This window comes from Micromonospora kangleipakensis, assembly GCF_004217615.1.
GTDB lineage: Bacteria > Actinomycetota > Actinomycetes > Mycobacteriales > Micromonosporaceae > Micromonospora > Micromonospora kangleipakensis.
Genome location: NZ_SHLD01000001.1, coordinates 2,617,669 through 2,630,875, shown reverse-complemented (window position 1 = coordinate 2,630,875; position 13,207 = coordinate 2,617,669). Strand labels below are relative to the sequence as shown.

The window sequence follows — 13,207 nt, the reverse complement described above, 5'->3', positions numbered from 1 at the left end:
GCCGGCCGGCTCAGGCGCAGCCGGGCCGGCCGGGTGATCGGCGGTTCGGTGTGGCCCTGGGTTGGTGGCCCGACAGCCGCACGCTGCGACGACCGATGTGCCGCCAGGACGCTATGCGGCTGATGTCGTAGCTGAATCAGCCGTGCCGGGCGAAGGCGGCGGCGACCCCCGCCCGGTCCGCGCCGCCGGCCAGCAGCAGCCGGAGCAGCACCTTCGCCTTGTACGGATCGAGCAGCCCGCCGTTGATCAGGCCGCGCCGTTGCAGGTCGGTCTCCGAACCGACCGCGCCGTACGTGTGTCGCAGCACCGACCCGGCGCCGGTACGGGAGGTGAGCACCACCGGCATCCGGTCCGCGAGCGCGCCGAGCGCGGGGGCGAAGGCCGGCGGCACGTGGCCGACCCCGAAGCCGGCCACCACCAGGCCCTGTCGACCGTGGGCGAGCGCGTCGAGCAGCGCCACGTCGTCGTCGACGGTGACGGTGTGCAGGGCTACCCGGGTGTTGGCCAGCCGGTCCGGGTCCACCGCCAGCGGGGCGTGCCGCGCCGGCCGGGTCAGCAGCCGTACCTCTCCCTCGATCACGTGGCCGAGCGGGCCGGCGTTGGGCGAGGCGAAGGTGGCCGTACTGGTGCTGTGGGTCTTGCGGACGTACCGGGCGGCGTGGATCTCGTCGTTGACGGCGACCAGGACGCCGAGGTCGCGGGCGGCCGGCGCGGCGGCGACCCGGACGGCGGCGAGCAGGTTCGCCGGGCCGTCCGGGCCGGCCAGGGTCGGGTTGCGCATCGCGCCGGTGAAGACCAGCGGCGCCGGGTGCGGCCAGACCAGGTCGGCCAGGAAGGCGGTCTCCTCCAGGGTGTCGGTGCCCTGGGTGACCACGACGCCGGTCGCCCCGTCGGCCACCGCCGCGCCCGCCTCGGCCACCAGGTCGAGGATCCGGCGGTACGTCAGGTCGGCGCTCGGCACCGCCTGGACGTCCCGCACCTGAAGCGGAAGGTCGGCCAGCCCGGGCACGGCGGCGGCGAGCTCCGCGCCGGTCAACCGGGTGACCACCCCCGTGGGCCCGGCCCCGGCCATCGCGATGGTGCCGCCGAGGGTGAACAGGACGACGCTCACCGGTCGACCCCGTCCGCCCGGACCGCCAGCATCAGCGACTGCGGCCCCTTGTCCCGGCCCTCGCGCTCCCGGTCCAGCCGGGCGTGCACCGCGAACCCGGCCTCGGCGAGCTGTTCGGCGACCCGGTCGGGCGACAGCCAGTGCACGTCGTACGAGACGGTGTGGCCGTACGCCTCCTCGAGGCGGACCAGGCGGTCGCCGGCCTTGAAGGCGAGCAGCAGCCGACCACCCGGGGCGAGCACCCGGTGGAACCCGGCGAACACGCCGGGCAGCAGCGCCGGCGGCACGTGGATGATCGAGTACCAGGCGACGAGACCGGCCAGGGCGCCGCCCGGCAGCGGCAGGTCGGTCATCGAACCGACCGCGAAGCGCAGCCCCGGGTGGTGCCGCCGGGCCACCTCGACCATGCCGGGCGACAGGTCGATCCCGGAGACGTCCAGCCCGAGGTCGCGCAGATGGGCGGTGATCCGTCCGGTGCCGCAGCCCACCTCGACCACCGGACCCGCTCCGCCGACCTGCTCGGCGAACGCGGCCAGCATCGCCCGGTCCAGCGTCCCCTCCTCCACGTCCGGTATGAGCCGGGCGTAGTCGACGGCGACGGTGTCCTACGCGGCGCGGGTCTCGGACATCCAGTGTGGTTCCGTCATGATCTTCAGACCCTAGTCGGGCCGGGCGCTGCGGACCCGGCCGCCCGGAACGCAATTGCGGTGCCGTCCGTCCGGGCCCAGCGGTAGGGTGCCCGGGCCGCGGCGACCAGCTCGCGGTGTTCGTCGACAGACAGGCCCGGCAGTGACGGAACACCTCACCCGAACCGCTCCGGCGACTGCCAGGGTCCGCCCCTCGCTCTGGCGCAGCCGGAGCTTCCTGCTGCTGTGGAGCGGCCAGACGGTCAGCGAGATCGGCACCCGGGTCTCCGGCGTGGCGGTGCCGCTGCTCGCCGCGGACACCCTCGGCGCCAGCGTCTTCCAGATCTCCCTGCTGACCTTCCTGGCCTGGCTGCCGTACCTGATCTTCTCGCTGCCGGCCGGGATCCTCGCCGACCGGGTCGACCAGCGGCGGCTGATGATCGCGTGCGACCTGGGCCGGGCCGCGCTCCTGCTGTCGCTGCCGGTGGTCGCGCTGGTCGGGCACCTCACCCTGGTCTTCCTGTACGTCGTGGTCGGCCTCTCCGGCGTGCTGACCGTCGCCTTCACCGTGGCGTACCGGAGCATGCTGCCCCGGCTCGTGCCGGCGGAGCAGCTCGTCGACGGCAACGCCAAGCTGGTCACCAGCCAGCAGTTCGCCGAGCTGGCCGGGCCGACGCTGAGCGGTGCGCTGATCGCGCTGGTCGGCGCGGCCCGCACGTTCCTCACCACCGGCCTCTCCTTCGCGGTCAGCGCGGTCACGCTGCTGCTGATCCGGGCCACCCCGGATGCCGCGCCGCCGGCCGCCGGGCGGGTGACCGTACGGGCGGCCCTGGGCGAGGGGCTCGGTTTCGTCCGCCGGCAGCCGATCCTGGTGAAGCTGCTCGCCTGCACCACCACGTCGAACTTCTTCGTCATGGCCGCGAGCGCGATCGAGGTGCCGTTCCTGCGCCGGGAGCTGCACGCCTCGCCGCTGGTGATCGGGTTGCTCTTCTCCGCCGGCGCGGTCGGCGGCCTGGTCGCCGGCGCCCTGGCCGACCGGCTCTCCCGGCGGATCGGCACCGCCCGGATCATCTGGGTGGCGATGGCCGCACCCGGACCGCTCTACCTGCTCATCCCGCTGGCCCGCCCGGGCTGGGGCGTGCTGCTCTTCGCGGTCGGGTTCTCCGCGTTCTCCGCCAACGCGGTGCTGTTCAACGTGGCGGCGATGTCGTACCGGCAGCGGATCACCCCGGCGCCGCTGCTCGGCCGGGTCAACGCCGCGTTCCTGTGGATCTGCTACGGGGTGATCCCGCTCGGCGCGCTGCTCGGCGGCACCCTCGGCAGTCAGCTCGGGCTGCGGCCGGCGCTCTGGATCTGTGTGCTGGGCATGTGGAGCGCCGCGGTGTTCGTGGTCTGCTCCCCGCTGCGCCGGATGCGCGACTTCCCGCCGGTCGGTGACGTCACCCGAACCAGCTGAGCGCCTGCCCGTGCCCGCGGGTCCAGGCGAGCGGGGTCCCGTCCAGCGCGAGCACGTTGTGGTGTGCCCCGCCCGGCGGCTCCGGCAACGCCTCATGGCGCAGCACGTCCGGCGCCTCGTTCGCGATCCAGTGCCCGGGGAGGCCGCGTACGACCTCGACGAACGCCGCCCGTCGCGGCGCCGGGACCTGGTAGAGCACGGAGGTGTGGAACACCACCAGGGTGGCGCCGGCCGGTACCTGCGCGGCCAGCGCCGGCAGGTCGTCCACCAGGTCGCCGCGCATCAGCACCGGCGGCTCGGCGGCGGCGACGGCCGCCGCGGCCCGCAGTCGGGCGCGGCGGTGCGTGTGCTCCGGCCAGATGAGGGCGTCGAGCCAGGCGAGGTCCGCGGGGTCCGACACGTCGAGCGGGTTCAGGTCCAGGCCGGCCCGCCACACCACATCGGGTAGACGGGTCGGCGGTGCCATGCCGGTTGCCGCGCACTCGAGGACCGGTTCACCGGAACCCCTCTGGTGGTCGCCGTAGCGGTAGGCGTACCGGTCGGGATAAAGGCAGAGCCCGGCGGACGCGCCGACTTCCAACAGCGCGAGCGGCTGCGGTAGCGCGGCGAGCACCGGTAGCAGTACGGCACACCGCCCGGGCTCGTTCGTCTGCGTGGCCCGGCTGCGCATCTCCGCCGCGATCGCCGGCCAGTTCGCCACCGTGTAGTCGTGGAACGCGGCCGGGTCCTCGACCGGGCCCCCGAGCAACCGTACGACGCCGAACAGCAGACTCGGCTGCCGCTTGGTCGGGGGGAGCGTGCCGAGCAGGGCGAGCACCTCGTCGTCGCGGGAGACCGCCAGTGCCAGGCGCTCGTACGCGGGTGACACGGCGTGTGCCTCGCGCGCGGCGAACTCGGTGTAGCTCGTGGCGACCGACATGTCCCCATGGTCGCACCGCACCCCGGCAGCGCGAGGTCCCGCCGATCAAGGTGGGCGGGGCAGAATTCTCCCCGTCCGCTGTCGAATCCGGCCGGACCCGCTCGTCGGGATGGCAAGAAGGTGGAACGACAACCTGAGGAGACCCTGATGGCCCAGTACGCAGTCCTGATCTACTCGCCCGCGCCGGCCGACCCGATGGAGATCACGCCCGACTACCTGGCGCTGCTGGAGCGGTACCCGGCCCAGGTCGAGGAGCTGGGCGGGAAGATCGTCACGGGGTTCGCGCTCCAGCCCAGCACCACCGCCACGGCGGTCCGCGGCGACCTCGTCACCGACGGCCCGTTCATCGAGGCCAAGGAGGTGGTCGCCGGGTTCTTCATCCTTGAGGCGCTGGACCTGGACGTCGCCCTGAAGATCGCCAAGCTGAACCCGGCCACCATCGACGGGGGCGTCGAGGTACGGCCGCTGTTCGTTCCCCCGTCCGAGTGAGCAACGCCGGCACGGCCGCGGCCGAACGCGCCGTGGCGGACGCGCACCGTCGCGAGTGGGCCTTCGTGGTCGCCGCGACGGCGCGCGTCGCCGGCGACCTCGACGTCGCCGAGGAGTGCGTGCAGGACGCGTACCTCGCCGCGCTGGACGCCTGGGCGCGGGACGGCGTACCCCACAAGCCCGGCGCCTGGCTGACTGCCACCGCGAAGCGCAGGGCGCTGGACGTCCTGCGCCGGGAGAAGGTGTTCCGGTCGAAGATGCCCCTGCTCGTGGAGTCGGCGGAGGAGGAGGTCGTGGAGGAGCCCGACGAGGACGCGGTGCCCGACGACCGGCTGCGGCTGGTCTTCACCTGCTGCCATCCGGCGCTGGCCCGGGAGGCCCAGGTAGCGCTGACCCTGCGCCTGGTGTGCGGGGTGAGCACCGGCGACATCGCCCGCGCGTTCCTCGTCTCCGAGCCGACCCTGGCCGCCCGGGTCACCCGGGCCAAGAAGAAGATCGCCGCAGCGCGGATCCCGTACCGGGTGCCGGAGGCCAGCGAGCTGCCCGAACGGCTGGACGCGGTGCTGATCGTCGTCCACCTGCTCTACACGACCGGGCACACGGCCCCGTCCGGCGCCGACCTGGTCCGCGCCGACCTGGTGGACCGGGCGCTGCACCTGACCCGCGTGCTGCTGGCCCTCATGCCCGACGAGCCGGAGGTCCGCGGGCTGCTCGCGCTGCTGCTGCTCACCGACGCCCGCCGGGCCACCCGGACCGACGCGGAGGGGCGGCTGCTGGTGCTGGCGGAGCAGGACCGGTCGGTCTGGGACCGGGCCGCCATCCAGGAGGGCAAGGGCCTGGTCGTCGGCGCGTTCCGTACCGGTCGGGTCGGCCGGTACGCCCTCCAGGCCGCGATTGCCTCGCTGCACGCCGTCGCCTCCAGCTACGCCGCCACCGACTGGCCCCAGGTGGTACGCCTCTACGACGAGCTGTTGAAACGCTGGCCCTCGCCGGTCGTCGCGCTCAACCGGGCCGTGGCGGTGTCGATGGCCCACGGCCCCGAGGCCGCCCTCGACGACGTCGAGGCGCTGGCCCGGGACGACCGGCTGGCCGGGTACCACTACGTGCCGGCGATCCGGGCCGACCTGCTGCGCCGGCTCGGCCGCCAGCGGGAGGCGGCGGACGCGTACCGGGCGGCGCTGGATCTAGTGGACAACGACGCCGAGCGGGAGTTACTCACCGCCCGCCTTGCGGAGGTCGCCTTGGGCTGACGCCGGGCGGGAACGCGGCCCGGTAGTCGCGGGGACTGACGCCGACGACCTGGCGGAAGCACTCGCGGAAGGCGGTCGGCGAGGTGAAGCCGACGAGCGCGCCGACCCGTTCGATCGCCTGGTCTGGCCGTTCCAGCAGGTGCTGGGCCCGGCGGATCCGCTGCCGGTTGAGCCATTGAATCGGCGTGGTGCCGACCTGGTCACGGAAGTGCCGGCTCAGGGAGCGGGTGCTCATCGAGGCGTGCTCGGCGATGTCGGCCAGGGTGAGCGGGCGGTGCAGGTTGTCGGTCAGCCAGGCCAACAGCGGCTGCAGGCTGTTACCGGCCGGCACGGGCGGCTCGTACGTGATGAACTGCGCCTGACCGCCGGCGCGCTCCAGCGGCATGACGCAGCTCCGCGCGGTGGCGGCGGCGACCGCGGCGCCGTGGTCGCGGCGCACGACATGCAGGCACAGGTCCAGTCCGGCCGCCGCGCCGGCCGACGTCAGCACCGGCCCGTCGTCGACGAACAGCACGTCGGGGTCGACGGTGACGGCGGGATGGCGGCGGGCCAGCTCGGCCGCGGCAGCCCAGTGGGTGGTGGCCCGCCGACCGTCGAGCCGGCCGGCTACCGCCAGGGTGAAAGCGCCGGTGCAGATCGAGATCAGCCGCGCCGTGCTGCCGGCGAGCACGTCGCGGATCGCGGCGGGCACCGCCGCGTCGAGGTCGGCAACCCCCGGTACGACGACCGTGTCGGCCTCGGCCAGCGCGGACAGGTCGTGGGGCGTCCTGATGCTGACCGCTCCGGCCCGGACCTCGTCGGTCGCGGCGCAGACGCCAACCTCGTAGGCGAGGCGGCCGCCGGCCAGGCGCGCGCGGCCGAACACCTCGACGGGCACGGACAGGTCGAACGGGATCACGCCGTCGTAGGCGAGGACCATCACCTGATGCATGTGTCCATCCTGGCGGGAATCCGTCGACGGTTGGCTCGCCGGCCACTGCCGGCCGCTGCGGCCCGTCCCTAGATTCGACGACCACGAACGTCCTCATGCCGCTGCTGATCGGCCTCCTGTACGTGTGCCTCAACGCGTTGATCCCCGAACGGCACCGCCGCCGCTTCAACGCGATCATGGTCGCCGGGGCCGGGGCGGCGTACCTCAGCGGCGGTGGTCTCGGGGCCTGGGAGTTTCCCTTCGTCGTGCTGATGACCTACGTGGCCTGGCGCGGACTGGAGTCGTGGACGTGGATCGGGATCGGCTGGCTGCTGCACACCGCCTGGGATGTCGTCCATCATCTGCGCGGGGCGCCGATCATCCCGTTCCTGCCCGGCTCCTCGCACGGGTGCGCCATCTGCGACCCGGTCATCGCACTCTGGTGCCTCACCGGCGGCTGGTCAGTGGCGGACCTGGTCCGACGGATGCTTCCGTCGGCCCCGTAACTCGTCGAGGTGCCAATGCTGGTGCTGGCGGACCATCGCCTCCCAGGCTTCCTGGTCGTGGTCCGGGTCCGGTGGGATCCACCGGTGCGAGCCGTCCCTGTAGTGGAACCGCTCGTCGCCGCGCCGGATGAGGCTCACCGGACCCATCCCAGGAACCGCCGGTGCAGCAGGCCGGCCGGCACCCAGGTCAGGTCCTCGGCGGCCCACGCCAGGTAGGACCCCATGTAGAGCGCCAGCGACACCGGGGCGCCCTCGAACTCGGCCCGCAACTCCCTGCGTCGGGTCGCGCAGGGCCAGGGCGAGCCGCAGCCGCCACAGCTCCATACCGGCAGGACCGGGCCGTGCGTCGTCACGGCAGGCCGTCCAGGAAGCGTCGGGTGACGACGCGGGCATGACAGCGGGAGGCCCATTCCGCCTGATAACAGGGGTACGGTGCCAGCCGCGCCCACCACCGCCGGCCGCCCGCGCACAGGCCGTCGACGCCGGGAAGGTGTACCGACAGGTCCGGCGCCACTGTCGCCACGACCACACCGGACGGTGCCTGCGAGCCAGGGTCAGCGCGACGGCGAGCAGGTAATCGTCGTACGACAGGCGCTTCGGCACACGACCCTCCCGGCGGCTTGACCCAAGCACGTCCCATGCTCGAATGAATTGTCAATCTGTAAGTGACGATTGTACAGGTGAAGTTGCCCCTACGTTCAGGCCGTGAAGCGACCGCGCTTGTACGGACCCGGCGAGTTGGCCGCACTGTTCGGCGTGTCGCGTCAGCGGGTTTTGCAGATCACCCGCAGGCCCGGCTTTCCCGAGCCCGTCGCCCGCCTGATCGGGATGACCGTCTGGGACGCCGACGAGGTGGACGAATGGGCAAGGCACAACCGCCCACCTCGCCCGACGGACGGCGACGAGGAGCGCTGACCGCGCTGAGCATGCTGATTCCCCGACAGCGGCAACCGCGTGCGGGTTGGTGTGCGGAGCTACCGGAATCCATGCTGTTCCTCAGCTGCTCAGCTGTCGTGCGTGGGCAACCGTTCGACGGGCGTCACTCCAGGCGATCAGCGCGTATCCGGGGCGAGGAGAGGCCCTCCCTCGGCGTCTGCGCGTAGCTGGTTGATCAGCCAGGCTGGGGCGTCGGCCTGCTCAATGGCTCGGGGTCTTGTCGAGCAGTTCGCCATTGCGGAGCGCATAGCGGCCACGGGCCATCGACGTGAGGCCGAGGCCTGCGAGGGTGGGATCCAGCCACAGCCACGGACGCCGGGCCGCCCAGACCCAGTAGCCGGTCAGTTCTGCGCAGGTGGCCACGCGCATGTCGTCATTACTCACCGTGGAAGACGTCGCGCGATGGGGCTCGTCTACGTGCGTTGACGCGGTCGTCGCAGGCTGCGGCGGGTCTGGCGCAGCGGGCGAGGATCGTCCAGTCCAAGGCCGCTCCGTTGATCGCGTGGGCAACGTGCTCTCGATGACCCGCCCGCCGAGCCTACTTGGCGATTTGCCCAGAGGGCTGATTCGCGGGGCGTCAGCGCAGTGCAACCTCGCCCGCGTGGACGGCACGCATGGCGCGCTCGACAGTCTCCTGGTTTTCGCCGACCGGAGCCACATAGCCGATGACGTCGCGCGCGGCGTCCTCCCCGAGCATTCGGGTGATCACCCACGTGGCGAGATACTGTGACGCCAGGCAGCCGCCCGCCGTAGCGATGTTCCCCTCGGCGTGGAACGGCGCGTCCAGCACGGTGACGTCGCAGGCTTCGACAAAGGGCCGGCTCTTCATGTCCGTGCAGGCGGGCATGCCATCCAGCAGCCCGAGCCGGGCGAGCACCAGCGCGCCGGAGCACTGCGCACCGATCAACTGTCGCGAAGGGTCGAGCAGCAGCCTGGAGATCAGCCGGTCGTCGGCGACCACGTCTCGCGCCTTCACCCCGCTACCGATCAGCACGACGTCGGCTTCGGTCACGAACTCCACCGGGCGCTGCCCGGTCACCTCGACGCCGTTCATCGACGTGACCACCGGCGTCGGCGTCGTAATGAAGGCCTCCAAGCCGTCCTTACGGCACCGGTTGATCAGCGCGGAAGCGATGAAGCTGTCGAGCTCGTTGAACCCGTCAAAGGTGACCACGGCTACCTGCATGCCATCTCCTCAACGTACGGCACTGGAGGTGCAGTTTCCCAGGCGCGCTGTGCCCAGGTCGCGGGCCAGTTGGCGATCGGTGGCTCATCTCACAGTGCTGCAGTTGCCGAAGTCGAGCCTGGACCGGTTGATGGCCGAGATGGCGGCGTCGAGGCTGGACCTGGACCGCATCTCGCCGATTCGGTAGGGCCGAAGGCGAAGCTGGACTCGTCTGAAAAGTGAGTGCGGCAGAGCAGCGAAGTACAGCAACCGCCGACCAGATCACCAAGGCCAACCGCAAAAAGACTTCAGACACGCAACACTAGCTCTGCGGTAGGACTCCGCCCAGCCTGACCCAGCAACCAGCAAGATTCGGATCAACGTCTCGTTCTCTAAGGGCACGCTCTACGTCGGCTAGCGCCCTCTCGTAAGCACCCCGCACACTCCCATCCACCCGGGCATTCAACTCCCGCCGGCGATTCGCATGGCCTGGTAGAACACTCTCGAACAGCGCATCGGTCTTGTCGAGCACCGCTTGACTTCGCTGGGCCTGGCGGTGGGCCTCCAGGATCTCAGCCGGGTGCTGCTGCATCACGACGTACTGGGCGTCGAGTACAAGACCCTGGCTGCACTGAGAGCCATACCGGAGGGCGAGCGCAACGATATTCTCGTCCGCCAGGTGGTCGGACGCCTGCCATTCGATACGGGCCAGGTCAACCCCGTGCTCGGGAGATGGCCTCAATCGCAGCCGCAGCCCGTACGTCGCTCCAATCCATACGACGATCAGGCCTAATCAGGTAAAGAATAGGGAAATCCGTCCAATCGAATGAGGGCATTGAACAAGCAATCAGTATTGAGAGGCGCCTCGGATCCTTGGACCCGAGGCGCCTCTCAATCGCGTACGTCAGCTGCAGCCGCTGGTGGAGCCGCAGCCCTCGCAGACGTAGCAGCTACCGGCGGGCCGCATCTTCGTACCGCAGGTGAAGCAGAGCGGCGCGTCGGCGGCCTTGCCGAGCACGGCCTCCAGCAGCTCGGTGCTGGAACCGACGGACGGCGCCGGCTTGGCGGCGACGACCTCCGCCACCTCCTGCGCCGGCTGCAGGACCGGGCCGGCCTTCGGCTCGGCCGGCGTCTCGACCGGGGCGGAGGCGGCCATCGCGGTGAGGTCCGCACCGCTCGCCTCCGCCTCCGCCTCGGCCCGCAGCTGGGCGGCCCGCTCCTTGGCGGTGAAGATGCCCAGCTCCGCGCGGCGCTCGTACGGCAGGAAGTCCAGGGCCAGGCGACGGAAGATGTAGTCCATCACCGAGGCCGCCATCCGCACGTCCGGGTCGTCGGTCATGCCGGCCGGCTCGAAGCGCATGTTGGTGAACTTGCTGACGTACGTCTCCAGCGGGACGCCGTACTGGAGACCGATGGAGATGGCCACCGAGAAGGCGTCCATCACGCCGGCCAGGGTCGAGCCCTGCTTCGACATCTTGAGGAAGACCTCGCCGAGGCCGTCGTCCGGGTAGGACGACGCGGTGAGGTAGCCCTCGGCACCGCCGACGGAGAAGGAGACCGTCTCCGACGGGCGCTTCTTCGGCAGCCGCTTGCGCACCGGCCGGTACTCGACGACCTTCTCCACCACCGGGGCGGCCGGGGCGGCCTCGACGGCCGCCGGCTCGGCGGCCTTGTTGGACTTGGCCACCGAGAGCGGCTGGCCGACCTTGCAGTTGTCCCGGTAGATCGCCAGCGCCTTGAGGCCGAGCTTCCAGCCCTCGAAGTAGATCTTCTCGACGTCCTCGACGGTGGCCGCCTCCGGCATGTTGACCGTCTTGGAGATGGCGCCGGAGACGAACGGCTGGATGGCCGCCATCATCCGCACGTGACCCATCGGGGCGATCGTCCGCTCGCCCATGGCGCAGTCGAATACCGGGTAGTGCTCCGGCTTGAGCCCGGGGGCGTCCACCACGTGGCCGTGGTCGGCGATGTGCTCGACGATCGCCTCGACCTGCTCCTCGGGGTAGCCGAGGCTGCGCAGGGCGCGCGGCACCGTCTGGTTGACGATCTGCATCGAGCCGCCGCCGACCAGCTTCTTGAACTTGACCAGCGCCAGATCCGGCTCCACGCCGGTCGTGTCGCAGTCCATCATGAAGCCGATGGTGCCGGTCGGCGCGAGCACGCTGGCCTGCGAGTTGCGCCAGCCGTTCTTGTCGCCGATCTTGTTGCCGAGGGTCCACTGCTTCGTGGCCTCCCGCTGGATGGCGGTGGCCACGGTGCCGGCCGGCTTGATCTCGTCGTTGGCCGCGGCGTGCTTGCGCATGACCCGCTTGTGCGGCTCCGCGTTGCGGGCGTAGCCGTCGTACGGGCCGACGACGCCGGCCAGCTCGGCCGAGCGGCGGTAGGCGGTGCCGGTCATCAGCGAGGTGATCGCCGCGGCGACCGAGCGGCCCTGCTCCGAGTCGTACGGCAGGCCGGAGGCCATCAGCAGGGCGCCCAGGTTGGCGTAGCCGATGCCGAGCTGCCGGTAGGCCCGGGAGGTCTCGCCGATCTTCTCGGTCGGGAAGTCGGCGAAGCAGATCGAGATGTCCATCGCGGTGATGACGAACTCGACCGACCGGACGAACTTCTCCACCTCGAAGCCGCCGTCGGCGCGGAGGAACTTCATCAGGTTGAGCGAGGCCAGGTTGCACGAGGAGTTGTCCAGGTGCAGGTACTCCGAGCACGGGTTCGACGCGGTGATCCGGCCGGTCTCCGGGCAGGTGTGCCAGTCGTTGATGGTGTCGTCGTACTGCAGACCGGGGTCGGCGCACTCCCAGGCGGCCTGGGAGATGCTGCGGAACAGCTTCTTGGCGTCGACCGTCTCGATGGTCTGCCCGTCGAGCCGGCCGCGCAGGTCGAAGCCGCCGCCGTTCTCCACCGCGGTCATGAACTCGTCGGAGACCCGGACCGAGTTGTTGGCGTTCTGGTACTGCACGCTGACGATGTCCGCGCCGCCCAGGTCCATGTCGAAGCCGGCGTCGCGCAGCGCGCGGATCTTGTCTTCCTCGCGCGCCTTGGTGACCACGAACTCCTGGATGTCCGGGTGGTCCACGTCGAGGATGACCATCTTGGCCGCGCGCCGGGTGGCGCCGCCGGACTTGATGGTGCCGGCCGAGGCGTCCGCGCCGCGCATGAAGCTGACCGGGCCGGAGGCGTTGCCGCCGGAGGAGAGCAGCTCGCGGGAGGAGCGGATCCGGGACAGGTTGACGCCGGAGCCGGAGCCGCCCTTGAAGATCAGCCCCTCCTCCTTGTACCAGTCCAGGATGGAGTCCATCGAGTCGTCGACGCTCAGGATGAAGCAGGCGCTGACCTGCTGCGGCGACGGCGTGCCCACGTTGAACCAGACCGGCGAGTTGAAGCTGAAAACCTGGTGCAGCAACATCCAGGTCAGCTCGTGCGCGAAGATCTCCGCGTCCGCCGGGGTGGCGAAGTAACCATGCTCCGCACCGGCCTTGCGGTAGGTGGTGACCACCCGGTCGATCAGCTGCTTGAGCGACCACTCCCGCTCCGGGGTCCCCACCGCTCCCCGGAAGTACTTGGTGGTCACGATGTTGGCCGCGTTGACGCTCCAGGACTCGGGGAACTCCACCCCGCGCTGCTCGAAGTTGATCGAGCCGTCCCGCCAGTTCGTCATCACGACGTCGCGGCGCTCCCACGCCACCTCGTCGTACGGGTGGACCCCCTCGGTCGTCCACACCCGCTCGACCTTCAGCCCCGCCGGCGCACCGGCCCGGGTCCGCGACTTGCTTGCTGTCACGCCGTCCCCCGCCATCTCATCCGCCCCCTCGTCTGCGCGGTCACCCACCGCGCATCGTCGC

At 71.2% G+C, this 13,207-nt stretch carries 14 protein-coding genes; 6 read left to right on the top strand and 8 right to left on the bottom strand.

The genetic code is table 11. The features are described from left to right. Nucleotides 1-136: 136 nt before the first annotated feature. Both EV384_RS12750 and EV384_RS12745 read right to left on the bottom strand, forming a co-directional pair. Nucleotides 137-1,111: an asparaginase gene (locus tag EV384_RS12750; RefSeq protein ID WP_130333204.1), complete on the bottom strand. Its 975-nt coding sequence runs from the start codon at nucleotides 1,109-1,111 to the stop codon at nucleotides 137-139. Next, nucleotides 1,108-1,677 carry a class I SAM-dependent DNA methyltransferase gene (locus tag EV384_RS12745; RefSeq protein ID WP_341273630.1) on the bottom strand — a complete coding sequence of 190 codons (570 nt, stop codon included), beginning with the start codon at nucleotides 1,675-1,677 and terminating at the stop codon, nucleotides 1,108-1,110. Before EV384_RS12745 ends, EV384_RS12750 begins: the two co-directional genes overlap by 4 nt. 223 nt (nucleotides 1,678-1,900) lie before the next feature. Here EV384_RS12745 and EV384_RS12740 point away from each other — a divergent pair, with 223 nt between their 5' ends. Further along, the gene (locus EV384_RS12740; RefSeq protein ID WP_130333202.1) at nucleotides 1,901-3,193 is read left to right on the top strand and encodes an MFS transporter; all 1,293 of its coding nucleotides are present in this window, start codon (nucleotides 1,901-1,903) and stop codon (nucleotides 3,191-3,193) included. Here EV384_RS12740 and EV384_RS12735 read toward each other — a convergent pair. Next, nucleotides 3,177-4,112, bottom strand: a complete 936-nt coding sequence (locus EV384_RS12735; protein ID WP_130333200.1) for a DUF2332 domain-containing protein — start codon at nucleotides 4,110-4,112, stop codon at nucleotides 3,177-3,179. The genes EV384_RS12740 and EV384_RS12735 overlap by 17 nt on opposite strands. A gap of 147 nt (nucleotides 4,113-4,259) precedes the next feature. On the opposite strand from EV384_RS12735, the gene EV384_RS12730 reads away from it, so the two are divergent. Beyond that, nucleotides 4,260-4,601, top strand: coding sequence for a YciI family protein (locus EV384_RS12730; protein WP_130333198.1), 342 nt, complete (start codon nucleotides 4,260-4,262; stop codon nucleotides 4,599-4,601). 65 nt (nucleotides 4,602-4,666) lie between these two features. Further along, nucleotides 4,667-5,851 carry an RNA polymerase sigma factor gene (locus EV384_RS12725; RefSeq protein ID WP_130340485.1) on the top strand — a complete coding sequence of 395 codons (1,185 nt, stop codon included), beginning with the start codon at nucleotides 4,667-4,669 and terminating at the stop codon, nucleotides 5,849-5,851. Here the strand turns inward: EV384_RS12725 and EV384_RS12720 are convergent. Further along, nucleotides 5,817-6,782, bottom strand: coding sequence for a GlxA family transcriptional regulator (locus EV384_RS12720; RefSeq protein WP_130333196.1), 966 nt, complete (start codon nucleotides 6,780-6,782; stop codon nucleotides 5,817-5,819). The genes EV384_RS12725 and EV384_RS12720 overlap by 35 nt on opposite strands. A 95-nt stretch (nucleotides 6,783-6,877) precedes the next feature. Here EV384_RS12720 and EV384_RS12715 point away from each other — a divergent pair, with 95 nt between their 5' ends. Then, nucleotides 6,878-7,267 carry a DUF6010 family protein gene (locus EV384_RS12715; RefSeq protein WP_130333194.1) on the top strand — a complete coding sequence of 130 codons (390 nt, stop codon included), beginning with the start codon at nucleotides 6,878-6,880 and terminating at the stop codon, nucleotides 7,265-7,267. A 134-nt stretch (nucleotides 7,268-7,401) separates the two neighbouring features. Here EV384_RS12715 and EV384_RS12705 read toward each other — a convergent pair whose 3' ends face one another. Next, a complete protein-coding gene (locus EV384_RS12705; RefSeq protein WP_130333192.1) occupies nucleotides 7,402-7,620 on the bottom strand; it encodes a hypothetical protein in 219 nt (72 codons plus the stop codon). Nucleotides 7,621-7,972: 352 nt separating this feature from the next. Here EV384_RS12705 and EV384_RS12695 point away from each other — a divergent pair, with 352 nt between their 5' ends. Continuing rightward, nucleotides 7,973-8,182: a helix-turn-helix transcriptional regulator gene (locus EV384_RS12695; protein WP_130333188.1), complete on the top strand. Its 210-nt coding sequence runs from the start codon at nucleotides 7,973-7,975 to the stop codon at nucleotides 8,180-8,182. Nucleotides 8,183-8,404: 222 nt separating this feature from the next. Here EV384_RS12695 and EV384_RS35900 read toward each other — a convergent pair whose 3' ends face one another. Beyond that, a complete protein-coding gene (locus tag EV384_RS35900) occupies nucleotides 8,405-8,587 on the bottom strand; it encodes a hypothetical protein (RefSeq protein ID WP_242624026.1) in 183 nt (60 codons plus the stop codon). Between the two features lie 193 nt (nucleotides 8,588-8,780). Beyond that, on the bottom strand, nucleotides 8,781-9,389 hold the full coding sequence (locus EV384_RS12685) for a DJ-1/PfpI family protein (protein ID WP_130333186.1): 609 nt from the start codon (nucleotides 9,387-9,389) through the stop codon (nucleotides 8,781-8,783). A 514-nt stretch (nucleotides 9,390-9,903) separates the two neighbouring features. On the opposite strand from EV384_RS12685, the gene EV384_RS12680 reads away from it, so the two are divergent. Further along, on the top strand, nucleotides 9,904-10,161 hold the full coding sequence (locus EV384_RS12680) for a hypothetical protein (RefSeq protein WP_130333184.1): 258 nt from the start codon (nucleotides 9,904-9,906) through the stop codon (nucleotides 10,159-10,161). A 111-nt stretch (nucleotides 10,162-10,272) separates the two neighbouring features. Here EV384_RS12680 and EV384_RS12675 read toward each other — a convergent pair whose 3' ends face one another. Beyond that, nucleotides 10,273-13,161, bottom strand: coding sequence for a vitamin B12-dependent ribonucleotide reductase (locus tag EV384_RS12675; RefSeq protein WP_130340481.1), 2,889 nt, complete (start codon nucleotides 13,159-13,161; stop codon nucleotides 10,273-10,275). Between the last annotated feature and the right edge of the window lie 46 nt (nucleotides 13,162-13,207).